We start from the raw sequence: 23,897 nt of genomic DNA, 5'->3' as shown, positions 1-23,897 counted from the left end.
TTAGCCTAGCCATGCTCGGATGACGGTGAGTGCCGGGGTGGCGACGATCAGCCCCGCGTGCCGGTGGTGACGGAATCGTGGGCGAGGATCTGGGTGCGACCACCGATCCGGGCGTCCCCGGACACCGACGCATCGTCGGCGACGACGGCATTGCCGCCGATCTGCGCCCGGCCGTAGACGCGGGCACGATCGCCGACGGTGGCCTTGTCTGAAACGGTCACCGACCCCGCGACCCGGGCGTGGCCGTCGACCCGCGCCTGGCCGGAGATCACGCAGTGTTCGGTGACGGTGGCGTAGTCGAGGATTCGGGCCTCCCCGGACACATGGGCGTTGCCGGAGATCCGGGCATGGTCGCCCGCACTCGCCGAACCGGTGACCACCGCATCCTCCTGAACCCACGCCCCGCCGGAGATCATCGCGTTCCCGGTGATCTCGGCGCTGCCGGAGATCCGGGACTGGCCCAGAACCCGTGCCTCGCCGAAGACAGAGGCATCACCGTCGACACGCGCTGTGCCGGAGATGTCGGCATGATCGCCGACGAACGCGTTGTCGCGGACCACGGCGTTCTCACGTACCCGCGCCGAACCGACCACCCACGCCTCATCGCCGACCCACGCCTGATCAGCGAGATTTGCCGGTGACTCGAGCCAGCCGCCCTGATCGCCCGCGGCGACCCGATGCTGGGGCAGGTCGCGGGTCGCGCGGATGCGGCGCACAGTGACCGTATGCGTGATCTCGGCGATGGTGTACGTGAAATCCTCTGCCTCACCGACGAATTCGTAGTACGACGAAGTGGAGATCCGGGTGGTGTCGCCGGTGCCGATCGGCCGGGTGGGCGCATCGGCGGGTGAAGCCCCGACGGGAGCCGGCGCGCGCAGCGCAGCCGCCAGCGCGGCGACGAACTCCGCGCACGAGGTATAGCGATCTGCGGGCTTCTTGGCCAGAGACCGGGTGAACACGACGTCGACTGTCGGCGGCAGCCCGGGACGCATCGCCGCCACCGAGGGCGGGGGATCGACGAGGTGACGTTTGATCACCGATGCCGCGGTCGGCCCGGTGAACGGCTTGCACCCGGTGAGCAGCTGTACGGCCATGCACGCCAGGGCGTACTGGTCGCTGCGGCCGTCGAGATCATCGCCGGAGATCTGTTCGGGCGAACTGTAGTCGAAGGTGCCGATGAAGCTTCCGGCCGCGGTGAGTCCGTCGTTGCCGCCGATCTGCCGGGCGATCCCGAAGTCCGACAACAAGACCTGACTCGTCTCGGTGTCGATGAGGATGTTCGCCGGTTTCACATCGCGGTGCACCACCCCGCGCCGGTGCCCGAAATCGAGCGCGGACGCCACCGCGCGAAGGATGTCCAGGGCAGCCTCGATCGACATGCCCTGAGGTGAGACTGCCACCTGCGCGGCAGCGGTGGTGCCGCGGACCAGGCGCATGCTCAGCCAGAGCTGGCCCTGATCCTCGCCGCAGTCGTAGATGGGCACGATGTGCGGATGTTCCAGTGAGGCGGCGAGTTGTCCTTCCCGCTGAAAACGGAGCCGGAACTCCGGGTCGGCGGAGACCGGCACGTTGAGCACTTTGAGCGCCACCATCCGGGGCAGTCTGGGATGCTGGGCGGCGTACACGGTTCCCATGCCGCCCTGACCGAGGACCGCCGACACCCGATGCCCGGCGATCACGGATGCCCCGGCTGCGTGCATGTGACAGTGACCTTCCCCTGATACCGCGCCCGTCATGTTGTCGGCTGCGATGTCCACCCGGTGCTGCGCTTACCGGGGAAAAGCAGCGTATGTCCCAGAATCTAACACCCCTCCGCAACCTCGGGTGTGGTCCGGAGTCGGGTGTAGGCCGTTCGAACGGCACCGGAGCGGGCGAGAATGCGAAATCCCCGGGATCCGATGTGGATCCCGGGGATTTCGCGTGTATTGATCTTGCTGGTGTCCGGAGGGGGACTTGAACCCCCACGCCCGTTAATAGGGCACTAGCACCTCAAGCTAGCGCGTCTGCCATTCCGCCACCCGGACAAGGTGTTTGCCGCGATCGCTCAGCCTCCTCGCGGGGGCCGTTCTCGCACCGGCTGGATTACAGTAACCGAGGTTGCCCCGGTTCCCCAAATCACGTAGTAAAAGGGGGTGAGCACCCCCCGCGCGGTCGACGAAGTGGTCGATCTGGTCAGCAGTCTGATCAGGTTCGACACCAGCAACACCGGTGAGCTGAGCACCACCAAGGGCGAGGAGGAATGTGCCCGCTGGGTGGCGCAGCGTCTTGAGGAGGCGGGGTACGTCACCGAGTACGTCGAATCCGGACAGCCAGGCCGTGGCAACGTCTTCGCCAGACTCGAGGGCGATCCGGGCAACACGCGCGGCACGCTGCTCCTGCACACCCACCTCGACGTCGTCCCGGCCGAACCCGCCGATTGGAGCGTGCACCCGTTCTCCGGGTCGGTGTCCGACGGCTACATCTGGGGCCGCGGCGCCGTCGACATGAAGGACATGGTCGGCATGGCGCTGGCGCTGGCGCGTCAGTTCAAACGCGACGGCACCGTCCCACCCCGCGACATCGTGTTCGCTTTCCTCGCCGACGAGGAGGCCGGCGGCGCGTGGGGTTCGCATTGGCTGGTCGAGAACCGACCCGACCTGTTCGACGGAGTCACCGAAGCCGTGGGGGAGGTCGGCGGATTCTCGCTGACCGTCGACCGTCCCGACGGCACCCAACGGCGCCTGTACCTGGTGGAGACCGCCGAGAAAGGTCTGGCGTGGATGCGGCTGACCGCGGACGCCACCGCGGGCCATGGATCATTCCTGCACGCCGACAACGCCGTCACCGAGATCGCCGAGGCCGTCGCCCGCATCGGCCGGCACACGTTCCCGCTCGTGATGACCGAGTCGGTGTCGCAGTTCCTGGCCGAGGTGTCGGCCGAGACCGGCCTGGACCTGAGCCCGGACACCCCAGATCTGGAAACGGCGCTGTTCAAGCTGGGCAACCTGGCCCGCATCATCGGTGCGACCTTACGAGACACCGCCAACCCGACGATGCTCAAGGCGGGGTACAAGGCCAACGTCATCCCGCAGAAGGCCGAGGCCGTGGTCGACTGCCGGGTGCTCCCGGGCCGTCAGGCGGCATTCGAGGCCGAGATCGACGAACTCATCGGACCCAACGTCACCCGCGAATGGATCACCCACCTCGACTCGTACGAGACCACCTTCGACGGGCATCTCGTCGACGCCATGAACGAGGCGATTCTGGCGCACGATCCCGACGGCAAGACCGTCCCGTACATGCTGTCCGGGGGCACGGACGCGAAAGCGTTCGCCAAGCTGGGCATCCGGTGTTTCGGGTTCGCACCGCTGCAACTGCCGCCCGACCTCGACTTCGCGGCGCTGTTCCACGGCGTCGATGAACGGGTGCCCGTCGAGTCGCTGCTGTTCGGGACCCGCGTGTTGGAGCACTTCCTGCTGCACAGCTGATCGGCCAACTAGTGTTGATGACGTCCGAACCACCCACAGGAAAGGTTTTTGATGTCGTCGTTCGACCCGTATGCGGCGTTGCCGCAGCTGCCCGGATTCACCCTCACCTCGTCGAGCATCACCGACGGCCGGCCGCTCGCCAACGCGCAGGTCAGCGGCCTGATGGGGGCCGGTGGCCAGGATCTGTCGCCGCAACTGTCGTGGTCGGGTTTTCCCGCCGAGACGCAGAGCTTCGCCGTGACCGTCTACGATCCCGACGCGCCCACCGCATCCGGCTTCTGGCACTGGGCGGTCGCCGACATCCCGCTCGCGGTCACGGAACTGGCTGAAGGTGCGGGTGACGAGACCGGCAGCGGCCTGCCCGCAGGTGCGGTGACGCTCAACAGTGACGCTTCGCTGGCCCGTTTCGTGGGTGCGGCACCGCCTCCCGGGCACGGACCGCACCGGTACTTCGTGGCCGTGCACGCTGTCGACGTGCCCTCGCTCGGCCTCCCCGACGGCGCCACCCCCGCGTATCTGGGTTTCAACCTGTTCTCGCATGCGATCGCCCGGGCGGTCATCGTCGGCACATACGAGCAGGCCGCCGAAGACGTCTGAACAATCCTGGCCGGCCCTGGGTCTTGCCCGGGGTTCAGCTGTTGTCGGCTGAACCCGTCCCGACAGCGTCGGCGACGCAGGAGAAACCCGCTGCCCTGACCCGTTCGGCGATGCCCTCGTTGATCTCCTTCACCAGAACCGGGCCCCCGTAGATGAAGCCGGTGTAGATCTGCAGCAGGTCGGCACCGGCAAGTATCCGCTCCCATGCCTGGTCGATGGTGCTGATGCCCCCGACGCTGACGAGAGCGAGCTTTCCGCCGATCCGCGCGTACAGGCGGCGCAATACCTCCAGCGACCGGTCGGCGACCGGCGGACCGGACAGTCCGCCCGCACCGAGGTCATCGACCTGCGGGGTGGGCGTGCGCAGCCCGGCCCGGGAGATAGTGGTGTTGGTGGCGACGATCCCGGCCAGACCGAGGTCCACGGCCAGGTCGGCGACGGCGTCCACGTCGTCGTCGGCCAGGTCGGGGGCGATCTTGACCAGCACCGGTATGTTCACCTCGTCGAGCACTCCGGCCAGGATCGGCCGCAACGAGTCGACGGCCTGCAGATCGCGCAGTCCCGGGGTGTTGGGGGAGCTGACGTTGACCACCACGAAGTCGGCGAGCGGGCCCAGGGATCGGGCCGACAACCGATAGTCGGCGACAGCATCATCGACCGGCACCACCTTTGTCTTGCCGATATTGGCACCGATCGGCACACTCACCGGACCACGCCGGATCTTTGCGAGATTGGTCGCGGCCGAAGCTGATCCGGGGTTGTTGAAGCCCATCCGGTTGATCAGCGCCCGGTCGTCGGGCAGCCGGAACAGCCGTGGCTGCGGGTTGCCGGGCTGGGCCTGTCCGGTGATGGTGCCCACCTCGGCATGCCCGAACCCGATCTGTCCCCACACGTTGATCGCCGATGCCGACTTGTCGAATCCGGCCGCAAGGCCGAGCGGGGCCGGGAAATCCACTCCGAACACCCGCTGATGCAGGACCGGGTCGTGCTGCCCGAACACCTTGGCAAGCGGGTAGCTGAGTATCTCCGTCGACCCGGCGACCGACAGCAGCCGCGTCATGAGGTGGTGGATGCGTTCGGGACTCAGTAGGAACATCAGCTTGAGCAGCAACGGGTAGATGACGGCGTTGATTCGGCTCAGCACGCTTGGGCCTCTCCTGGTTCTTGAGTGTCCCCGTCGTGGGTGTGCCGATTGCCGGTGTCCCGGCTGTGGGTGTCCGGCGGCGGGGCAGGTTTCGTCTTCTTTCGGCGCAGCAGCACCTTCCGGGTGCCGTCGGAGTAGAGTCGAACCCGCGACAGTTCCCAGCCGCCGAACTCGGCCTCGATCGAGAGCCGCATCGACGCGGTGAGCCGGGTGATGTCGGGAGGCAGCGTCAGCAGCACCGTTTCGACGGTGTCCGACGAGCGTTCCCATCCCCGCGGATAGCGGGAACCGAACCGGGCGCCGGCGCTCACGGCGTCCCCGACGACGGCAGGGTGGTGGTCGGGTCGATGATCTGCACTCCACCACCGCGTGCCGACAGCACGTACAACGCGCCGGTGGAATCGTCGACGGCCAGGCTGTCGGGTTGCACCACCGTCGCCACTCGATGCCGTTCGGCGGGTTCGCCGTCAGCGAGGTCGAACCCGATGAGCTGGTTGACTGCTGTCGCGCTCACCCACATCAGGTGCCGTTTCTGATCCCAGGCGACGGCGTACGGCGACCCGGACACGGGGTAGCGGAACCGGTTGACGATCGGTTTGCCGAAGAAGCCGAGGATCTCGCCGTCGCGGGTGTTGGCGACCAGCACCCGTCCGTAACTGTCGACGGTGGAGGTGGTGGCGCCGTTACCGGCCCGCAGTGCCGCGCCTTTGGAACCGTCATCGATGTTGATCGGGGTCACCGACGATTGCGCCCGATCCAGGACGACCACCTGCTCGTTGTCGAGGCCGACGCCGGCTGGGGACACGGTTAGGCCGTCGACGCGGACGAAACCACTGATCGTGCGTTCGCGGGACAGATCCTTTCCGAAGACGACGACCGACCCGGACACCGTCCCGACGAGAACCCTGCCGTCGGCGGTCCGTGCCACCACTGTCGGGTCGGTGACGCCGGTCTGTGTGGTCGGGGAGACCTTGTTGTCGGCGCCGATGCGGACGACGACGTCGGGTCCGGCCCCGATCAGGGAGCCGTCGGCGGTGGCGATCAGGCTGGTCAGGGCAGGGGTGGTGATCCGCGCACCCGGAGTGCCCGGTCCGGTGATGCCGGTGCGGTCGAAGCGCAGCACAGTGGTTCCGTCATCGGAGAGTACATAGAAGCGTCCCGACGTCGCCGCGATCGCCTTGCCCTGCGCCGCGGTCACCACGGTGCCCACCGGAGGGGTGCCGGCCGGCGGTGCGGCCACCGCCGACGCAGGTGTGACGGTCGGCACGTCGGGTGTCGAATCCTCCGACCCGCACGCGGCGACGATCAGCGCGCACGCGATGGTCATCGCCACCCCGGCCATGCGGACACGGGAACGGGGACGGACACCACAACCGGCTGAGCGCATGCCGTCCATCTTGCCGCGTGTGCGCCGCGCACATGCAAATCGGCGGGGTGCTCGGGCGATTCACACCACCGCGGCGAGCGTCCGAAAACCACGCGGCACGATGAGCAAGTACCATCGGGCGCCGTGACCGACAGCATGACCTGGGCCCAGTCGATCGTTCTCGGGGCCGTCCAAGGACTGACCGAATTTTTGCCGATTTCGTCGTCGGGGCATCTGCGTATCGTCTCCGAACTATGGTTCGGAGACGACGCCGGAGCCTCGTTCACCGCGGTCACCCAACTCGGTACCGAAGCCGCGGTGCTGCTGTTCTTCTTCAAGGACATCGTGCGCATCATCGCCGCCTGGTTCCGCGGGCTGACCGACAAACAGCAACGCGGTCTCGACTACCGGATCGGCTGGTATGTGATTCTTGCCACCATCCCGATCGGCATTCTCGGCCTGCTGTTCAAGGATCAGATCCGCACCACCGGCCGCAACCTGTGGCTGGTGGCGACCGTGCTTATCGTGTTCGCGGTCGTGTTCTGGGTCGCCGAGCGCTACAGCACCAAGCAAAGGTCGATGGAGCAGCTCACCCTGCGCGACGGCCTGGTGATGGGGTCGGCGCAGTGCCTGGCGCTGATCCCCGGCGTGTCCCGCTCGGGCGCCACGGCCAGCGCCGGCCTGTTCCTGGGCCTCGAGCGCGAGGCCGCGTTCCGGTTCTCGTTCCTGCTGGCGATTCCCGCGGTCACCGCCTCGGGTCTGTTCTCGCTGCCCGATGCGTTCAGCCCCAGCGGAGAAGGCATGGAGGCCAGCGGTCCGCAGCTATTGGTGGCCACGCTCATCGCGTTCGTCGTCGGGTATGCCTCGATCGCCTGGCTGCTGCAGTTCGTGAGCAAGCATTCGATGAACTGGTTCGGCGGCTACCGCATCATCCTGGGTGTCACGATCATCATCCTGCTCGCCACCGGGGCCGTCTCCGCCACCTGACCGACGCCCGGCGGCGCGGCCACTAAGGTTGGGGAATGACCGTCATTCTGGTGCGCCATGGACGCTCCACGGCCAACACCTCCGGCGTCCTGGCCGGGCGAACCCCCGGCGTCGGCCTCGACGATCTGGGGCGCGGGCAGGCGGAGGCGCTGGTCGGCAGGCTCGCCGACCAGCATGCGGCGATCCGGGCCGTCGTTCGTTCCCCCCTGGATCGGTGCGCGCAGACCGTCGCGCCACTGCTCGGAGCACTACGTGCTGCACCCGAGAGGCGCGACGAGGTGGTCGAGGAGGTCGCCGACGATCTCGCCGAGGTCGACTACGGCTCCTGGACCGGCCGGACCATCAAAGAACTGCTGAAGGAACCGCTGTGGCAGGTCGTGCAGCGGCAACCCTCGGCTGCCGTGTTTCCCGGAGGGGAGGGGCTCGCGCAGATGTCGGCGCGGTCGGTCGCCGCGATTCGGAGCCTCGATCGCCGGTTCGCCGGTGAGAACGGGGACGGACTGTGGGTGGCATGCTCGCACGGCGACGTCATCAAGTCGGTGATCGCCGACGCGATGGGAATGCACCTGGATTCGTTCCAGCGCATCGTCGTCGACACTGCCTCGATCACCGTCATCCGGTACGGATCCACCCGCCCGTACATCCACACCGTCAACAACACCGCAGCGGTGTCGATCCCGGCACCTCGGCCACCCCGGCCCGACGACCAGGATGATGCGGTGGTGGGTGGCGAGACGGGCGCCCACCTGAGGCTCGATCACGCTCAGCCCGATCATGCCCACGCCGCCCGGCCCCATCCGGGTCCGCTGCACGATCGACGGGTCCGGGGATAATGAACTTCACGACCAAGGAGGGGTGATGGCACGAGCCATTCATGTGTTCCGCAGCCCGGATCGCTTCGTTGCCGGGACCGTCGGCCAGCCCGGAGACCGGACGTTCTTCCTCCAGGCGGTCCATCAGGCGCGAGTCGTCAGCGTGATGCTGGAGAAGCAGCAGGTACAGATCCTCGCCGACCGGATCGGAATGCTGCTGGAGGAGATCCATCGCAGATTCGGCACCCCGATCCCGCCGGAAACAGAGTCCGTCGACGACCTCAATCCGCTGGTCATGCCGGTGGATGCCGAGTTCCAGGTCGGCACCATGGGCCTGGGCTGGGACGCCGAGGCGCAGGCGGTGGTCATCGAACTGCTGGCCGTCACCGACGCCGAGATCGACGAGAGCATCGTCCTCGACGACACCGAGGAGGGACCCGATGCTGTGCGCGTGTTCCTCACGACGGTCGCCGCCCGCGACTTCGCGGCCCGCTCGTCCCTGGTGATCTCGGCAGGGCGACCACCCTGCCCGATCTGCGGTGGGCCGCTCGATCGTGACGGGCATCTGTGTGTGCGTACCAACGGCTACAAGCGGAGCGCCCAGCTGAGCAAATCACTCGACTTCATCGACCCCGAGGTGTTCAAAAGCCTTGCGGTGCAAGATGAATCGTTGTTCACCACCGACGACGACAGCGAGGACGAAGACGCGCAGGGTGAGGCGGATTCCGGCCCCGACGACGAGGGGCCCGCGTCCGGCGGCCGACATTGATGGCGGACGCCTCACCGCCGGATTCCGTGTCCGCGACGATCCTCGCCGAGGGTGAACTGGTCGTCGTGGGACGCATCCGGTCGGCAAGCAACGCGGCACTGGTATGCGATGCGGTCGGCGGGGACGAAACCGAACTGCGGTGCGTATACAAGCCGGTCCGCGGGGAAGTGCCGCTGTGGGATTTTCCCGACGGCACCCTCGCCGGCCGGGAGGTGGCCTCGTATCTGATTTCCGATGCCCTGGGCTGGTCGGTGATACCGGAGACCGTCCTGCGCGACGGTCCGGCCGGGCCCGGCATGGTGCAGCGATGGGTCGAGACGGTCGATGCCCCCGACGATCCGGCCCGGCTCGATCTGGTCGATCTGTGCCCGCCGGCTCTTGTGCCGGAGGACTTCAAGTCGGTGCTGGAGGCCTACACGCCAGCCGGTGACCCTGTGGTCCTGGTCCACGCCGACGACCCGCGGTTGCAGCGGATGGCGGTGCTCGACGTCGTGCTCAACAACGCCGACCGCAAAGGCGGACACGTCCTGGAAGGGCTCGATGGCGGGGTGTACGGCATCGACCACGGCATCTGCCTGCACACCGATGACAAACTGCGCACGGTGCTCTGGGGGTGGGCGGGTGAGCAGATCCCGGCGCACCTGCTCGCCGACATCGCCTCGCTGGCCGACGACCTCGGTCCCGATGGCCCGGTGCGCGCCGCCTTGGCCGGATTGATCACCGACAGGGAGATCGGCGCGGTGGCCACCCGATGCGCAGAACTCGTCGACACCGGTGCGATGCCGTACCCGCCGGGCCGGCGACCGATCCCGTGGCCCCCGTTCTGACACGAAAATCAGTGGTCGCCGCAAGCGTAAGTCCTTACGCTCGGCAGATGAGCAACAGCGCGAGCCGGTTTCCCGACTGCGTCCCAGTCCTGTCGGACGGTGTGGTGACCTTGCGCGCACACCGCGCCGACGACATCGACCGCGTCTACCGGCAGGCCACCGATCCCGAGATGGCCAGGTGGACCACGGTTCCCGTTCCGTATGAGTGTGCTGATGCCGAAGAGTTCGTGCTGCAACATATCCCGGCCAAATGGAACAGCGGCACCGCGATGTGCTGGGTGATAGATGTCGACGGTCTCTTCGCGGGCGGGGTCGACATCCGTGGCGACGGCCCCGAACCCGAGATCGGTTACGGTCTGCACCCGGACCAGCGGGGCCGGCGAATCATGAGCCGGGCGGTGCGGCTGGCCGTCGCGCACGCTTTCGCGGTCGGCAAGACACGCATCGGATGGGTGGCTCTCGACGGCAACCTCGCCAGCCTGCGCGTCGCACACCAATGCGGTTTCGTGCTGGACGCCTGGGTACCCGGTGGTGCCATCGCTCGCGGAGAGCCGGTCGACGCCTACCGGGCATCACTGCGTGCGGGAGATCCGTTGCATCCCCGGACTTCCTGGGAGTCCACGCTGGCTGACGCCGCACGGATGCGCGAGGCCCATCCGGGTCCGGGCGAACGGACCCTGGAAACGCAGTCGGAATACCTTGCGTCCAGGGCCCGCGAACACAAGCCCTAGTCGTCCGCTTCCGGGAGCACGGTTCGGTGAACGGTCAGGCCCCAGCGCTCCACCCAGTCGGCGAGGCTGGTGTCGGTGTCGAAGGTGCTGTCGATCTGATAGAGCCCGGCGGTGGGGCAGCTCGCCCCGATCTCGACGAGCACCGGGCGCAACGACGTCTCGACGGCCAGTGCGTGTGCGGGTCCGCCGCCCAGCATCAGCGGGATCGCCACCACATCCCGCAGGCCGGTGCCGCCGGCGAACTGGTCGAGGAACAGTTTCAGCAACCCGGTGTAGGTGGCTTTGAAGGTGGGGGAGGCGATGATCGCCAACCGGGCCGACTGGACCTTCGCGACCGCGTCGGCGACGCCGGGATCGCCCCAACCCAGGAGGCCGGGCCCGAGTTCGGACAGCTCGATGGTGTCGGTGTCCCCGCCCAGCGCCTGCGCCAACCGCTCGCCCGCCGTGCGGGTACGCGAACCGGGTTTCGGATTGCCGACCACCACTACTGTTCTCACAGATTCAACTCCTCGCTCATAGGTCCTCAGTGATTGCTCACCGAACACATGCCCATGCGAACGCGTGCCCGTCAACCCCACGTTCCGTCGTCGGCGAAGGGTTGACGAGACCGTCCTGGCGTGCAGGCGGCTACACCATGGCGAGGGCGGCGTCGACGACCTCGGTTTGCTGCGCACTCAGGTACGCGACAAGTCCGATGAACGCCCACGTCAGCGCCGTCAGCACCGACCACGCGATCAGGTTGAGCCTGCGGTAGTGCACCAGACACGCGGTGAACTCCCGCAGGAAGCCCGCCGGTACGTAATAGCGGGCCGTCGGAGCGCCGATCACCGTGGCCGGCAGCCCGAGGCGCCGGGTCAGCGATGCCGCGCGCAGCGTGTGGAAGTTGCTGGTCACCACCGCCATCGTCGACCACTCGTAGCCGCGTTCGGCGAGTACGTCGCGGGTGTTGCGCAGGTTCTCCTCGGTGGTGGTGGAGGTGTCCTCCTCGATGATGCGGTCGGCCGGCACACCCTGCTCGATCGCGTACCGGGCCATCGCCGCCGCCTCGGAGACCGCCTCGTCGGCACCTTGTCCGCCGGAGAGCACCAGCACCGGTTGTCCACCGGTCGCGGTGATCTTGTCGAGTACCTCGATCCCGCGATCGATGCGGGCGGCCAACAACGGTGTGACCCTCTCACCCGACAGTCCCGCGCCGAGGACCACCACCACCTCGGCGGGCGGAACACGGCCGATCTTGCTGTACAGCCACGCGTACAGGGTGTATCCGACGAGTTCGGCGACGATGATGCCCAACGGGATGACGACCAGCGCCATCCCGGCCGCCAGGCCCCACCACGTGGTCTTCCCATTGAAGACGATGAGGGCCGCCACGAATGCCGCGACCACCGTGGTGAGCAGGAAGCAGCCGAACACGGCCGGCACGAGCGTGGCGATCCGCAGTCCTTCCCGCCGGATGATCACAAGGCCGTTGAAGACCAGGCTCACCCCGGCCGCCATCGCTGTCAGGATCACCAGCAATATCGGACCGAGAATGACCATGTCGATGAGGTTGCTGCCCACCGAGATCCGCGCCATGAGGATGACCAGGAACACCCAGACGGCGACAAGGCTGACCACGATTGCCAACCCGTGCCCGGTGCGGCGAGGTTCGCGGGCAATCCGCCAACACGTTCCGGCGACGAGTGTCAATGCGACGAGCCCGGTGATCAGAGCGGCGACAGTCATGGCACGTGCCGATGACCGGTCGGCGGCGGAGGTACTTGTGCGCGGCTCACGGCACCCGATGTTATCGGCATGATCGGCAACCTTCTGCCGGATCTGGCACTTCCGACAGCCCGCGTGTCGCGACGTCTGCCGTCACTGGCCGATCTGGTCCGAAATAATCGATTGTGCGCTCAAACGCGGACGCCTATATTTATCTCTCGTACAGCCGAGGGCGATCCGGCGAACTCCGGATTGGCCACCAAAGGTGTTCGAAGGCAAGATCATTGACAACTTCATGACATTCGGCATGGCGAATAATCCGGGGAGACCCGGCGAAAGGCGTGTGACAAGCGTCGCCGGAAGCAATTCCGGTACCCCATGCACTACGAGCCGGAACCTTCACCTCAGGGTGGAGGCACCTCCGAAGCGCGTTGATGGCGTCGCCCCGCGAAAGGGAGGCGCAGGGAGAGCCGATCGGTGACCCAGCACCTGCCAGGTGCAGTTCAACAGTAACGGAACGTGCGGCAGAGTAAGGAGTTTGAAGTCCGAGATGGTCAGTCGAGGGCGTACTCCATGAACGCGGAAGCGGGGCGTGGCGGCTTCGACGATGCGGGAGAGATCAAGTAGGCCTTGACAGCCGAACGGTCGAGGGTGCGTGGTATTCCGTCTTCAAAAGGGGCGGAGCCACAAGGGAAAGCGCATCCTCTGTCAGTCCACTAGCTCAACGGGCAGAGCGATTGACTTCAAATCAGTAGGTTGGCGGTTCGAATCCGTCGTGGTTTCCTCCAAATAAGCGAAAGCCTTTCCCCGGCAGCAGTACGACAGTGTCCTAATCCCTGACCCGGCAACGGGAATCAGGGCACCCGAAGGTCCGTAAGACCTGACGGTGTTCATGCGCGAGTAACGGTAGCGGAGAGACCGGCCGGTCTTTCTTCGACGCCAAAGCGGTGGAGAAGCTGTTGTCGTGACGCGTGGTGCCACGTACGGCACTGGACATGGTGACTACCGTCGAGAGGCGGTGGATACGCGGAAAACCCCCCACTGGGAATACAGACCGCAAAAGGTCACCGGGAGCGGCGAGGTAGTCTCACTCGCCGCACACATACTTCGATGCGCTTCCCGCGCACAGAAATTCGTCCCGCTTATCGGATCTCGCGATATCCGATGAGCGGGACGAAGTTTGCGTAGCGGGACCGGCTCATTCGCCCAGGTAGGTGCCGAAGCTCCAGATGTTGCCTTCGGGGTCGCGGACCGAGAATCCGCGGGAGCCGTAGTCCTCGTCGGTCAGGCCCTGGATCACCTCGGCGCCGGCAGCGGTGGCGCGGGTGAACAGGGCGTCGGGATCGTCGCAGACGACGTAGACGGCACCCTGACCAGGGATCCGCACGCCGAACGGGCCGTCGTCCTTGCCCGTGGTGCCGAACATGATGCCGCCGCCGAGCGGCCACGTCAGTTCGGCGTGTTCAACGATCGTCGGATCGTCCTCCTGCGTGTACCAAGCACGCTTCTGGAAGCCGAATGCGGCGATGAGAAAGTCTGCGGCGGCGGGTGCGTCGCGGTAGGTGAGACAGGGCCAGATGGTCGGTGAATTACTCATGGACCCATCCTCACCCGAGGTGAGCATCGTCGTATTGGAAAGATGGAAGCTCCTCACTTCGCAGCCACTGCGCCGGAGTACAGCCGGCCAGATAGGTGAACTCGTTGGTCAGATGCGCCTGGTCGTAGAAGCCGCAGACGGCCGCCACCTGCGCGATCGATATGTGCGGCGGAACCGCCTGCAACATGCGGCGGGCCCGCTCGAACCGGACCACTCGCGCGGCGAGCTTGGGTCCGAGCCCGAATTCGTCGGTGAACTGTCGCGTCAGATGCTGGCGGCTCCATCCTGTTGCCGAGGAGATGTCGCTGACCGTGGTGGTGCCCCCGGTACTGACCAGCAGATCCCAGGCGTGATCGAGTTCGGGGGCGACCTCCGGGAGGTCCGGTCGTAGCAGACGCGTCAATATCTCGTCGCACACCGCGAACCGGTCCGCCCAGTTCGGTGTGACCTGCAGCCGCTCCCACAGTTCACTGCCCACATGCGAGACCACGTCGTCGAGTTCGACGGTGGTGTTCCACAATTCCCGGGCCGGCCGGGCGAACAGGGTACGGAACCCGACGGGCGTCAGCTCGATACCCACGCCTTCTTGATTGCCGTCGTGCGCGATCAGCGCGGGCGAGGCCTGTAGGCCGCTGAGTACGCACCGGTACGACCCGGGCGCCTGCCGCGGATCGGTCTGCGCGGCAATGTCGATCGGGCTGCCGATACTGACGATGAAGGTGACGTGCCGTGAGGGCAGACCACGGTGCACCCCGGGTGCGTATCCGTGCAGCCGGTACCCGTAGTACTGCTCGATGAGGCCGGCCAGTGCCGGCGCAGGCCGCCTCGCCGCCGACATCGTTCCCATCCATCCACGCTACGCGTCACAAACCCCACCGCTGGGGTCCGGCATCGCAACAGTTGTCGTGCCGAGGCTCAGCGGTGGGGTTTGTGACCGCGACACGGGAGTCTTCCAGCCGGTCGAGCTTCGCATTCATGGTGACCGCCCCCGGATCCTCGTCGTCGACCACCAGCACCCGCATGGCTGCCATTATGTCCGTTTCGGGCCGGGCGGTTATCCACAGGCACGTGACGGACCCCTGGTGTGAAAGCCGATGTCAGAGTTGAATCAGTGGCCATGATTTGGAGGGAGACATACCATGACCAGCATGACCACCGAGGTGAAGGACCTGCCACGCGGGCGCGCGTTCACCCGCGCCGACCTCGCCACGATGCCCGATGACGGCCATCGGTACGAGATCATCGACGGGAGCCTCATCGTGAGCCCCGCGCCGAGGATCCGGCACCAGATCGTCGTGACCGCGCTCATTCCGCGGTTGCGTGACGTCTGTCCGCCGGACGCCCGAGTACTTACAGTACCCGTCGACGTTGTTCTCGCCGACGACACGGTGATGCAACCGGACATTCTGGTTGCCCTGCGTACTGACTTCACCGAATCCGATCTGCCCGGCCCGCCACTGTTGGCAATCGAGGTGCTGTCCCCGTCCACCAGGGGAATCGACCTGCTGCTCAAGAAGGAACGCCTGCAACGCGCCGGTTGCCCGCATTACTGGGTCATCGACCCAGATGAGCCGTCGATCATCGCGTTCACGATGCGCGATGGCGTGTTCGAGTTGTGCGGTCAGGCCGCAGGAACGGAAACATTCGCTGCGACAGAACCTCTCAGCATCGCCTTCACACCCGACGAGCTGATCGACTAGTACGTCTGAGTGTGCGTTCGATCCCGATTTCCGGGACTGGACGCACGCTCAGACGAGATTCCGGTCTCAGCGCACCGGGAGCGAGTCGTCGCGGCGCAGGACGAAGAAGTACGGCCGCGCAACACCTTTCAGATCCATCGCACCCAGGACCGCGTCGTCGGAGATGCGGTGGAAGACGTCGTTGATGGGGAGCTGGTCGTAGACCATGGTGGCCGAGTCGACACCCCGGTAGCGGGTGGTGCGCAGCCGCGCCTTGGAGCCGCGGGCCCGGGTGGCGAAGTTGGTGGCACCGATCGGCCGGGAGAACGACATATTCCGCAGTTGCGGAGCAGCACGCAGGGCGCCGAGCGCGCTGAACGCCATCACCGGATTCATCGGCCACAGGCTCTTGCCGTCCCGGCTCGGGAACAGCAGCGGATGCACGTTCTCGGAGTCGATGAACTGCTTACCCCACCAGCCGCTCGCTGCGAGCGCGCCGTCGATGGGATGTCCGGTGGGCATCTCGGCTCCATGCCAGGTACCGAACATGAAGTCGGGGTCGACGGCATCGAGTGAGTCGAACAGTGCCGACGCCGCTTCGGTGGTGGTGGGCGCGTCGGGGATCACGTCATGAAGCTGCATGTCGCAGATCCTAGATGCGATGCTATATCTTCCAGAAATCGGTATGGCAACAGTCACAGTTACCCGCGATGGCTCAGTGATGGAAGTGCGATCCGGTTCCCTCCCTCGGCATCGGGCCGTCGAGGGCATCAAGGAAGGCGACCTTACTGTCGATATCGCGCAACAATGCGGTCGCCAGATCGTGGCTCAGGCCGGTGCGGACGACTATGCGCTGCAACGTCATGTCGGGGAGGTCGTCGGCCATCGGGTAGGCCGGGACCAGCCAGCCCTTCATGCGGAGTCGGTCCGACAGGTCGTACAAGGTCCAATTGTCGGTGTATCCGGGCTTGAGACGCCACGCGAACACCGGGATGGTGTCGCCCTTGCTGACCAGTTCGAACGGCCCCATCTCCGCGATCGATGACGACAGATACACGGCGACATCCAGCGAGGCCTGCTGGATGTGCTTGTAGCCTTTGCGGCCCAACCGCAGAAAGTTGTAGTACTGCAACAGCACCTGCGCGCCGGGCCGCGAGAAGTTGAGCGCAAGGGTGGGCATGTCGCCGCCGAGGTAGCTGCAGTGGAACACCATGCTCTCGGGCAGGGCGGCGGTGTCGCGCCACACGATCCAGCCCAGGCCCGGGTAGACGAGCCCGTACTTGTGGCCCGAGGTGTTGATGGACACCACTCGCGGTACCCGGAAGTCCCATTCGAGGTCGGGCTGGCAGAACGGCGCGATCATGCCGCCCGACGCTCCGTCGACGTGAATCTTGACGTCGAGACCCGTCGCGGCCTGGATTTCGTCGAGTTTCTCGGAGATTGCCTTGACCGGCTCGTACAGGCCGTTGTAGGTGACACCCATGATCGCCACCACGCCGATGGTGTTCTCGTCGACGTACCTGTCGAGGTCGTGGCCGTCGAGGACGAAGTGTTCCTCGCTGACCGGCACCCAGCGCGGTTCGACCTCGAAATAGTTCAGGAATTTCTCCCAGCACACCTGAACGGCGGTGGACAGCACCAGGTTCGGCCGATCGATCGGCTTGCCTTCGGCTTTGCGCCGGGCCTGCCAGTGCCGTTTGAGCGCGAGTCCGCCGAGCATCGCCGCCTCCGACGACCCGATCGTCGACGTACCGATCGCGTCGTCCACATCGGGCACATGCCACAGGTCGGCGATGATCTTCCAGCACCGGTCCTCGATGGCCGCGGTTTGCGGATACTCATCCTTGTCGATCATGTTCTTGTCGTACGTCTCGGCGTACAGCCGACGGGCCTCGTCATCCATCCAGGTGGTGACGAAGGTGGCCAGATTCAGGCGTGCGTTGCCGTCGAGCATCGCCTCGTCGTGCACGATCTGGTAGGCGGTCTCGGGCAGGCTCATGTCGTCGGGGATGGTGAATTTGGGCAGTTCGGTGGCTTCGCCGGGACGTACGAACACCGGGTTGAGGATCAGTTTCGCGCCATGATTCGTCGTGTGCCGGGCGTTGGTGTGCTTGCGGGCCATGATTCCTCCTCGATGAGCGTTACCTCGTCTTCCACAGTCCCAGACTTCGACGCCGGCGAAGGCCGAGTTCGGCGATGTCCGGCTCGGCCGGCAGCGTACGCGGTTGACCGTGCGTTTGATCCCGGAAACCGGGACTCAACGCAATCTCAGGGGCTGATCCAGGACGGCAGCGGTGCTCCGCCGACAAGCCGTACGTTTCCCCGTAAGGCCGGGGCGCGATCGGAGGCGGGCGGAAACATTCCATACAGTGGACGCATGCAATCGTGGCCACAACCCAGCCTCCCGGTCGTCCCCCGCCGTGGTCCGGCACTCCGGCTGTACGACACAGCCGATCGTCAAGTGCGGCCGGTCACCCCCGGCGAGACCGCGACCATGTACGTGTGCGGTATCACCCCGTATGACGCCACCCACCTCGGACACGCCGCGACCTACCTGACTTTCGACATCGTCAACCGGGTGCTGCGTGACCAGGGGCACGAGGTGCACTACGTGCAGAACGTGACCGACGTCGATGATCCGCTGTTCGAACGGGCCGACCGCGACGGCATCGACTGGCGCGATCTCGGTGCCCGCGAAACGCAGTTGTTCCGCGACGACATGACCGCGCTGCGGGTGCTGCCGCCGCGGGACTACATCGGCGCCGTCGAATCGGTGAACGAGGTGGTGGAGGCCGTCGGGAAGCTCGTGGCCTCCGGGGCCGCCTACATCCTCGACGACGAATACCCGGACATCTATTTCCGCACCGATGCCACCGAGCAGTTCGGGTACGAATCCGGCTATGACCGGGCCACGATGGACAGGTTCTTCGCCGAACGCGGTGGTGATCCCGACCGCCCCGGCAAACGTCATCCGCTCGACGCCCTGCTGTGGCGTGCCGCGCGGCCCGGCGAACCGTCGTGGGAATCGCCGCACGGGCCGGGCCGTCCCGGCTGGCACATCGAATGCTCGGCGATCGCCCTCAACCGTCTCGGCGTCGAATTCGACATCCAGGGTGGTGGGCAGGACCTGATCTTCCCGCACCATGAGTTCTCCGCCGCGCACGGTGAAGCACTCACGGACTCGCGCCGTTTCGCGCGCCACTACGTGCACACCGGCATGATCGGCCTCGACGGCGAGAAGATGTCCAAGAGCCTCGGCAATCTCGTACTGGTGTCCAGACTGCGGCAGCAAGGGGTCGATCCCGCGGCGGTTCGGCTCGGACTGCTCGAAAGTCACTACCGCACCGACCGGATGTGGACGGATGAGGTGCTTGAGCGAGGGGTAGCGCGGCTGAACCGTTGGCGAACGGCTGCCGCTGCCGCTGTGGGCCCCGACGCCGCGGACGTCATCGACCGGGTCCGTCAGCATCTGGCCGACGACCTGAACACCCCCAAAGCACTCGACGCCGTCGACGCATGGTGTGCCGATGTGGAGACGGGAATCGGTAGGTCGGCGTCGGCGCCGGAAGAAATCGCGACAGCCGTCGACGCATTGCTCGGAATCACGCTGCGCTGAGTGACAGAAATCTCGTTCGCTTGGGTACAGTGCTCTGGTGGCTCGCGCGAAAGAGATCAGCTCCGACACGGATTCGGGTGTGTGGACGGTCGTCACCCAGACCTCGACATACCTGCTCGACTTCAACGAGATGACGCTGCTGCGGGCACCCGGCGTGGGCGTGTCCGACAGCGAGGAATGGGCGGTCAGCAGGCTGCGCCGCGACTCCGAGGACATCCCGCTGCTCGGTGTGCGCACCTGCCGGGTCGGTGAATCGGCCCAGTTCTGGGTGCGGGCCGCCGACGACCCGGACGTGCGCACTTGGCGCATCACCACCCCGGTCGAGTCGATCGAGAAGATCGGCTAACCGGGGAATGGTCCGGAGTCGCCGCGCCGCTTGAGGTACCGCTCGAACTCGGCGGCCAGCGCGTCACCGTCGAACTTGGCCATCAACTCGTCGGGGTTGTCTTCCTCGGCATCGCCGCGTTCTTCCAGGCCACGCACGTATTCGGCGATCTCGTCGTCGTCCTCGGTCATCTCGGTGACCGAACGTTCCCACTCGTCGGACTGCTCCGGCAGCGTCCCCAACGGCACCTCGATGTCGAGGACCTCCTCGACGCGCCGCAGTAACGCGATGGTCGCCTTCGGGTTGGGCGGGGTGGATACGTAGTGCGGTACCGCAGCCCAGAACGACAGTGACGGCAACCCCTCCTGCACGAACAGGTCCTGCAGCACACCGGTGATGCCGGTCGGTCCCTCGTACCGGCTTTCGGCCAGGTTGTAGCGGGTGGCCGATTCGCTGCTGTAGGCGGCGCCGGTCACCGGAACCGGCCGGGTGTGCGGGGTGTCGGCGAGCAACGCACCGAGCATCACCGTCAACTCCACACCGAGGGCGCGGGCGATATCGACGATCTCGGCGCAGAACCCGCGCCAGCGCATGTTGGGTTCGATACCGCGGATGATGACGATGTCGCGATCCGAGCCGTCGGGGCTGCAGTAGGAGATCGACGTGGTCGGCCAGTCGATTCGCCTGGTCACACCGTCGACCTGCTTCACCGTCGGCCGGTTGACCTGATAGTCGTAGTAGTCGTCGGAATCGATGTCGATGAGGTGTTCGGCATCCCAGTTCAGTGCCAGATGCTCGACCGCACCGCTCGCGGCGTCTCCCGCATCGTTCCACCCCTCGAAGGCGGCGACCAGCACCGGACGGCGGAGCCGGGGGAGTTTCGACAGCTGCTCAGCGTTCACTGATCCAGCCTACGACCCGAGCGTGGATCACGGCGAACCAAAACCCCGACGCAGGTGGCGCGGGAGCGGTCGCAGTGATTCGAGTAGTCGACTACTCGTGCCGGCACCGCAGGCCAAACCTAGAGTTCGCTCTGACACACTCCCTGCGAGAAAGGCATGGCCCGATGAAACACCTCACAGAATGGGTCAGAACACTGCTTCTGGCCGCACTCACCGCCATCCTGGCGCTCGGAACTCTCCTGGCAGCACCTGCCACGGCAAGACCGGGCTTTGATCCGAACAGTCGCATCGAGCGTCCCATCGGGAATACGGACATACTCGGCAAGCAGCTGTTCGTCGACGTGGACAGGAACAAGCAGATCACCGTCGAAGTGTGGCTGCCCGCGACGTGGAACTCGCTGAAGAGCAAGGCGTCGGGATTCGGTGGTCCGGTCACCGCCAGTTGGTACTTCACGACCATCGATCCGAAAGCGCCAAAGGACTACTACACGGGAACCGACGGCCGAAAGACCACATTCTCGGGACAGTCACCGGCTCGCAGGACCTTCTACGCCCGCCGCGACGCATACGAGGTCAAGGTCAGGAGATCGGCCCAGAACGGCATTGCGTACACATACGGCGTCCCCCGGAAACATTCCACGCTGTGGTTCCCGGGCTGCAAGATCTACGTCAACGGAGTAGTCAAGTACAAGGACGATCCGTACGTCGCTCACGCGAACACCAAGGCGTCCTGGACCTGCAGTACCCGGCTGGACCGTATCCAGTAGGGCCGAGCATCTCGCAGTGGGGTTGCGGCGGGTGACTACGCCCCGCCGCGGCCCTCACTGCGAGATGTGCGTGAATACACCAGGCCGGCAACTGGGGGTATAGGCGCTGCTGAGCGGTCGCCGATAGAGCCTTCGGTCGGATCGCAACTGAGGGCGAACTAAGCTGTCAACCATGTCCCATAGCAAATCGCACGCAACCGAACAGGCCGGATACGACTCATCCTTCCTGTCGGCCATGTCCCGCCGGGTGTTGATCGGCGACGGTGCGATGGGCACGATGCTCCAAGCCGCAGATTTGACCCTTGACGATTTCAACGGCCTCGAAGGCTGTAACGAGATCCTCAACGACACCCGGCCCGACGTACTCGCCGATATCCACCGAGCCTACTTCGAGGCCGGCGCCGACGCCGTCGAAACCAACACATTCGGCTGCAACCTGTCCAACCTCGGTGACTACGACATCGCGGACCGCATCCGCGAACTGTCCTACAAGGGCACCGCCATCGCCCGCGGCGTCGCCGACGAGATGGGTGCCTCGGCCGACGGCACCCCCCGTTTCGTGCTCGGTTCCGTCGGGCCCGGGACCAAACTGCCGAGCCTGGGCCACACCACGTTCGAGATCATCCGCAACGCCTACTTCGAATGCGTGGCCGGCATGCTCGACGGCGGCGCCGACGCGATCCTCATCGAGACCAGCCAGGACCTGCTGCAGGTGAAGGCCGCGGTGGTCGCGGCCCGTCGGGCGATGGCAGAGCTGGGCCGGTCCATCCCGATCATCTCCCATGTGACCGTCGAAACCACCGGCACCATGCTGCTCGGTTCGGAGATCGGGGCGGCGCTGACCGCGATCGAACCACTCGGCATCGACATGATCGGCCTGAACTGCGCCACCGGCCCCGCCGAGATGAGCGAGCACCTGCGGTACCTGTCCAAGCATGCCCGGGTCCCGGTGTCGGTGATGCCGAACGCGGGGTTGCCCGTGCTGGGCCCCAACGGTGCTGAATACCCGCTGACGCCGGACGAGCTGGCCGAGGCCCTGAGCGGCTTCGTCGGCGGGTTCGGTCTGGAATTCGTGGGCGGCTGCTGCGGAACCACACCCGAACACATCCGGCAGGTGGCGCAGGCCGTCGCCGAGGTCACCCCCGCGGTGCGCACGCCCGAGCATCAGTCCGAGACGTCGTCGCTGTACACGGCGGTGCCGTTCGACCAGGACGCGAGCTTCCTGGTGATCGGCGAACGCACCAACTCCAACGGCTCCAAGGCGTTCCGCGAGGCGATGATCTCCGGCGACTACCAGAAGTGCCTGGACACCGCCAAGGACCAGACCCGCGACGGCGCCCACATGCTCGACCTCAACGTCGACTACGTGGGCCGCGACGGCGCCGCCGACATGACGGCTCTGGCCACCCGCTTCGCGACGTCCTCGACACTGCCGATCATGATCGACTCCACCGAACCCGACGTCATCCAGGCCGGTCTGGAAGCACTCGGCGGCCGGTGCGCAGTGAACTCGGTCAACTACGAGGACGGCGACGGTCCCGATTCGCGGTTTGCGCGCATCATGCGGCTGGTCGTCGAACACGGTGCCGCAGTGGTGGCGCTGACCATCGACGAGGAAGGGCAGGCCCGCACCGCCGACCACAAGGTGGCGATCGCCGAGCGGCTGATCACCGAGATCACCGACGACTGGGGGCTGTCGGAGGAGGACATCATCATCGATGCCCTCACCTTCCCGATCTCGACCGGGCAGGAGGAGGTGCGCCGCGACGGCATCGAGACAATCGAGGCCATCCGGCGGATCAAGGAAGCTCACCCGAGCATCCACTTCACCCTGGGCATCTCCAACATCTCCTTCGGCCTGAACCCGGCCGCCCGGCAGGTGCTCAATTCGGTGTTCCTGCACGAATGTGTGCAGGCCGGACTCGACACGGCCATCGTGCACGCCTCCAAGATCCTGCCGATGGCGCGCATCCCCGAGGAGCACCGCACGGTCGCCCTCGATCTGGTCTACAACCGGCGCACCGACACCTATGATCCGCTGCAGAAGCTGATGGAGTTGTTCGAAGGGGTGTCGGCGGCGTCGGCACGTGAATCGCGGGCGGCGGAACTGGCTAAGCTGCCACTGTTCGAACGGCTGGAGCGACGCATCGTCGACGGCGAGCGTAACGGCCTCGAGGCCGACCTCGATGAGGCGATGATCGAGGTGCCGCCGCTGAAGATCATCAACGAGACATTGCTGGCCGGCATGAAAACTGTTGGTGTGCTGTTCGGTTCGGGACAGATGCAGCTGCCGTTCGTGCTTCAATCGGCCGAGGTCATGAAAACCGCTGTGGCGCACCTGGAACCGCACATGGAGTCGACCGGTGCCAGTGGTAAGGGCCGGATCGTGCTGGCCACCGTCAAGGGCGACGTGCACGACATCGGCAAGAATCTGGTCGACATCATCTTGTCCAACAACGGCTACGAGGTTGTCAATATCGGTATCAAACAACCGATTTCGACGATCCTGGAGGTCGCCGAGGACAAGAAGGTCGACGTCATCGGTATGTCGGGTCTGCTCGTGAAATCGACCGTAGTGATGAAGGAGAACCTCGAGGAGATCAATTC

24 protein-coding genes and 1 tRNA gene are annotated in these 23,897 nt (G+C 65.9%); 12 read left to right on the top strand and 13 right to left on the bottom strand.

Translation table 11 applies throughout. The features are described 5' to 3' along the window. Positions 1-47: 47 nt before the first annotated feature. Together KDB67_RS12090 and KDB67_RS12085 are read right to left on the bottom strand one after the other, a co-directional pair. Positions 48-1,700, bottom strand: a complete 1,653-nt coding sequence (locus KDB67_RS12090; RefSeq protein WP_291016034.1) for a protein kinase — start codon at positions 1,698-1,700, stop codon at positions 48-50. A gap of 235 nt (positions 1,701-1,935) precedes the next feature. Continuing rightward, positions 1,936-2,024: transfer RNA gene (locus tag KDB67_RS12085), tRNA-Leu, on the bottom strand. A gap of 108 nt (positions 2,025-2,132) precedes the next feature. On the opposite strand from KDB67_RS12085, the gene KDB67_RS12080 reads away from it, so the two are divergent. Further along, on the top strand, positions 2,133-3,467 hold the full coding sequence (locus KDB67_RS12080) for a M20/M25/M40 family metallo-hydrolase (protein ID WP_291016032.1): 1,335 nt from the start codon (positions 2,133-2,135) through the stop codon (positions 3,465-3,467). Between the two features lie 51 nt (positions 3,468-3,518). Further along, on the top strand, positions 3,519-4,064 hold the full coding sequence (locus tag KDB67_RS12075) for a YbhB/YbcL family Raf kinase inhibitor-like protein (protein ID WP_291016031.1): 546 nt from the start codon (positions 3,519-3,521) through the stop codon (positions 4,062-4,064). Positions 4,065-4,098: 34 nt separating this feature from the next. On the opposite strand, the gene KDB67_RS12070 is transcribed toward KDB67_RS12075, so the two are convergent. From KDB67_RS12070 to KDB67_RS12060, 3 genes are read right to left on the bottom strand one after another with little or no spacing between them, the layout of a single operon-like run. Beyond that, positions 4,099-5,208: a quinone-dependent dihydroorotate dehydrogenase gene (locus tag KDB67_RS12070; protein WP_291016030.1), complete on the bottom strand. Its 1,110-nt coding sequence runs from the start codon at positions 5,206-5,208 to the stop codon at positions 4,099-4,101. Continuing rightward, positions 5,202-5,519 carry a DUF5703 family protein gene (locus KDB67_RS12065; RefSeq protein ID WP_291016029.1) on the bottom strand — a complete coding sequence of 106 codons (318 nt, stop codon included), beginning with the start codon at positions 5,517-5,519 and terminating at the stop codon, positions 5,202-5,204. The genes KDB67_RS12070 and KDB67_RS12065 overlap by 7 nt, the downstream gene beginning before the upstream one ends. After that, the gene (locus KDB67_RS12060) at positions 5,516-6,550 is read right to left on the bottom strand and encodes a hypothetical protein (protein WP_291016028.1); all 1,035 of its coding nucleotides are present in this window, start codon (positions 6,548-6,550) and stop codon (positions 5,516-5,518) included. Before KDB67_RS12060 ends, KDB67_RS12065 begins: the two co-directional genes overlap by 4 nt. 168 nt (positions 6,551-6,718) lie before the next feature. Here KDB67_RS12060 and KDB67_RS12055 point away from each other — a divergent pair, with 168 nt between their 5' ends. The 5 genes from KDB67_RS12055 to KDB67_RS12035 are packed head-to-tail and all read left to right on the top strand — an operon-like array spanning position 6,719 to position 10,700. Then, complete coding sequence (locus tag KDB67_RS12055) at positions 6,719-7,561, top strand: undecaprenyl-diphosphate phosphatase (protein WP_291016027.1); 843 nt, start codon at positions 6,719-6,721, stop codon at positions 7,559-7,561. Positions 7,562-7,596: 35 nt separating this feature from the next. Beyond that, a complete protein-coding gene (locus tag KDB67_RS12050; protein WP_291016026.1) occupies positions 7,597-8,394 on the top strand; it encodes an MSMEG_4193 family putative phosphomutase in 798 nt (265 codons plus the stop codon). Between the two features lie 25 nt (positions 8,395-8,419). Continuing rightward, positions 8,420-9,142: a DUF3090 domain-containing protein gene (locus KDB67_RS12045; RefSeq protein ID WP_291016024.1), complete on the top strand. Its 723-nt coding sequence runs from the start codon at positions 8,420-8,422 to the stop codon at positions 9,140-9,142. Further along, positions 9,142-9,969 (top strand): SCO1664 family protein, encoded by an 828-nt coding sequence (locus KDB67_RS12040; RefSeq protein WP_291016022.1) that lies wholly within the window; start codon positions 9,142-9,144, stop codon positions 9,967-9,969. Before KDB67_RS12045 ends, KDB67_RS12040 begins: the two co-directional genes overlap by 1 nt. Positions 9,970-10,016: 47 nt before the next feature. Next, on the top strand, positions 10,017-10,700 hold the full coding sequence (locus KDB67_RS12035; protein ID WP_291016020.1) for a GNAT family N-acetyltransferase: 684 nt from the start codon (positions 10,017-10,019) through the stop codon (positions 10,698-10,700). Here KDB67_RS12035 and KDB67_RS12030 read toward each other — a convergent pair. The 5 genes from KDB67_RS12030 to KDB67_RS12010 all read right to left on the bottom strand — a co-directional run bounded on the left by KDB67_RS12030 (position 10,697) and on the right by KDB67_RS12010 (position 15,023). Beyond that, the gene (locus tag KDB67_RS12030; RefSeq protein ID WP_291016018.1) at positions 10,697-11,197 is read right to left on the bottom strand and encodes an NAD(P)H-dependent oxidoreductase; all 501 of its coding nucleotides are present in this window, start codon (positions 11,195-11,197) and stop codon (positions 10,697-10,699) included. The genes KDB67_RS12035 and KDB67_RS12030 overlap by 4 nt on opposite strands. A 130-nt stretch (positions 11,198-11,327) precedes the next feature. Further along, positions 11,328-12,425, bottom strand: a complete 1,098-nt coding sequence (locus tag KDB67_RS12025; RefSeq protein ID WP_291016016.1) for a YdcF family protein — start codon at positions 12,423-12,425, stop codon at positions 11,328-11,330. A gap of 1,177 nt (positions 12,426-13,602) precedes the next feature. Continuing rightward, a complete protein-coding gene (locus tag KDB67_RS12020) occupies positions 13,603-14,001 on the bottom strand; it encodes a VOC family protein (protein WP_291016014.1) in 399 nt (132 codons plus the stop codon). A gap of 10 nt (positions 14,002-14,011) precedes the next feature. Beyond that, a complete protein-coding gene (locus tag KDB67_RS12015; protein WP_291016012.1) occupies positions 14,012-14,848 on the bottom strand; it encodes a helix-turn-helix transcriptional regulator in 837 nt (278 codons plus the stop codon). A gap of 16 nt (positions 14,849-14,864) precedes the next feature. Beyond that, positions 14,865-15,023, bottom strand: coding sequence for a hypothetical protein (locus KDB67_RS12010; protein WP_291016010.1), 159 nt, complete (start codon positions 15,021-15,023; stop codon positions 14,865-14,867). A gap of 126 nt (positions 15,024-15,149) precedes the next feature. Here KDB67_RS12010 and KDB67_RS12005 point away from each other — a divergent pair, with 126 nt between their 5' ends. Beyond that, positions 15,150-15,701, top strand: coding sequence for a Uma2 family endonuclease (locus KDB67_RS12005; RefSeq protein ID WP_291016009.1), 552 nt, complete (start codon positions 15,150-15,152; stop codon positions 15,699-15,701). Between the two features lie 66 nt (positions 15,702-15,767). Here KDB67_RS12005 and KDB67_RS12000 read toward each other — a convergent pair whose 3' ends face one another. After that, on the bottom strand, positions 15,768-16,322 hold the full coding sequence (locus KDB67_RS12000; protein ID WP_291016007.1) for a DUF4334 domain-containing protein: 555 nt from the start codon (positions 16,320-16,322) through the stop codon (positions 15,768-15,770). A 73-nt stretch (positions 16,323-16,395) separates the two neighbouring features. After that, positions 16,396-17,802, bottom strand: coding sequence for a glutamate decarboxylase (locus KDB67_RS11995; protein ID WP_291016005.1), 1,407 nt, complete (start codon positions 17,800-17,802; stop codon positions 16,396-16,398). A 255-nt stretch (positions 17,803-18,057) separates the two neighbouring features. On the opposite strand from KDB67_RS11995, the gene mshC reads away from it, so the two are divergent. Beyond that, entirely contained in the window at positions 18,058-19,296 is a 1,239-nt protein-coding gene (gene mshC / locus KDB67_RS11990; protein ID WP_291016003.1) for a cysteine--1-D-myo-inosityl 2-amino-2-deoxy-alpha-D-glucopyranoside ligase, read from the top strand. 37 nt (positions 19,297-19,333) lie between these two features. Continuing rightward, positions 19,334-19,642 (top strand): hypothetical protein, encoded by a 309-nt coding sequence (locus KDB67_RS11985; protein ID WP_291016001.1) that lies wholly within the window; start codon positions 19,334-19,336, stop codon positions 19,640-19,642. Here KDB67_RS11985 and KDB67_RS11980 read toward each other — a convergent pair. After that, the gene (locus KDB67_RS11980) at positions 19,639-20,523 is read right to left on the bottom strand and encodes a PAC2 family protein (RefSeq protein ID WP_291015999.1); all 885 of its coding nucleotides are present in this window, start codon (positions 20,521-20,523) and stop codon (positions 19,639-19,641) included. The genes KDB67_RS11985 and KDB67_RS11980 overlap by 4 nt on opposite strands. Positions 20,524-20,687: 164 nt before the next feature. Between KDB67_RS11980 and KDB67_RS11975 the strand changes: the two genes are divergently transcribed. Together KDB67_RS11975 and metH are read left to right on the top strand one after the other, a co-directional pair. Then, on the top strand, positions 20,688-21,290 hold the full coding sequence (locus KDB67_RS11975) for a hypothetical protein (RefSeq protein ID WP_291015997.1): 603 nt from the start codon (positions 20,688-20,690) through the stop codon (positions 21,288-21,290). Positions 21,291-21,462: 172 nt separating this feature from the next. Further along, the coding region (gene metH, locus KDB67_RS11970; RefSeq protein WP_291015995.1) for a methionine synthase at positions 21,463-23,897 on the top strand (2,435 nt) is incomplete at its 3' end.

Origin of the sequence: Gordonia sp. (in: high G+C Gram-positive bacteria), from assembly GCF_020438995.1 — a bacterium.
In the GTDB taxonomy this organism is placed as follows: Bacteria; Actinomycetota; Actinomycetes; order Mycobacteriales; family Mycobacteriaceae; genus Gordonia.
The sequence above is the reverse complement of the archived record's forward strand: the minus strand, read 5'-3'. Positions and strand labels throughout refer to the sequence as shown.

Bases quoted from the DNA above. Each gene is read 5' to 3' on its own strand.
- KDB67_RS11995 (WP_291016005.1), bottom strand. From the start codon at position 17,802: ATGGCCCGCAAGCACACCAACGCCCGGCACACGACGAATCATGGCGCG.
- KDB67_RS12000 (WP_291016007.1), bottom strand. From the start codon at position 16,322: ATGCAGCTTCATGACGTGATCCCCGACGCGCCCACCACCACCGAAGCG.
- KDB67_RS12050 (WP_291016026.1), top strand. From the start codon at position 7,597: ATGACCGTCATTCTGGTGCGCCATGGACGCTCCACGGCCAACACCTCC.
- KDB67_RS12075 (WP_291016031.1), top strand. From the start codon at position 3,519: ATGTCGTCGTTCGACCCGTATGCGGCGTTGCCGCAGCTGCCCGGATTC.
- KDB67_RS11975 (WP_291015997.1), top strand. From the start codon at position 20,688: ATGAAACACCTCACAGAATGGGTCAGAACACTGCTTCTGGCCGCACTC.
- mshC (WP_291016003.1), top strand. From the start codon at position 18,058: ATGCAATCGTGGCCACAACCCAGCCTCCCGGTCGTCCCCCGCCGTGGT.
- KDB67_RS12010 (WP_291016010.1), bottom strand. From the start codon at position 15,023: ATGCGGGTGCTGGTGGTCGACGACGAGGATCCGGGGGCGGTCACCATG.
- KDB67_RS12015 (WP_291016012.1), bottom strand. From the start codon at position 14,848: ATGGGAACGATGTCGGCGGCGAGGCGGCCTGCGCCGGCACTGGCCGGC.
- KDB67_RS12005 (WP_291016009.1), top strand. From the start codon at position 15,150: ATGACCACCGAGGTGAAGGACCTGCCACGCGGGCGCGCGTTCACCCGC.
- KDB67_RS12090 (WP_291016034.1), bottom strand. From the start codon at position 1,700: ATGCACGCAGCCGGGGCATCCGTGATCGCCGGGCATCGGGTGTCGGCG.
- KDB67_RS12025 (WP_291016016.1), bottom strand. From the start codon at position 12,425: ATGACTGTCGCCGCTCTGATCACCGGGCTCGTCGCATTGACACTCGTC.
- KDB67_RS12020 (WP_291016014.1), bottom strand. From the start codon at position 14,001: ATGAGTAATTCACCGACCATCTGGCCCTGTCTCACCTACCGCGACGCA.
- KDB67_RS12060 (WP_291016028.1), bottom strand. From the start codon at position 6,550: ATGGCCGGGGTGGCGATGACCATCGCGTGCGCGCTGATCGTCGCCGCG.
- KDB67_RS12035 (WP_291016020.1), top strand. From the start codon at position 10,017: ATGAGCAACAGCGCGAGCCGGTTTCCCGACTGCGTCCCAGTCCTGTCG.
- KDB67_RS12045 (WP_291016024.1), top strand. From the start codon at position 8,420: ATGGCACGAGCCATTCATGTGTTCCGCAGCCCGGATCGCTTCGTTGCC.
- KDB67_RS12040 (WP_291016022.1), top strand. From the start codon at position 9,142: ATGGCGGACGCCTCACCGCCGGATTCCGTGTCCGCGACGATCCTCGCC.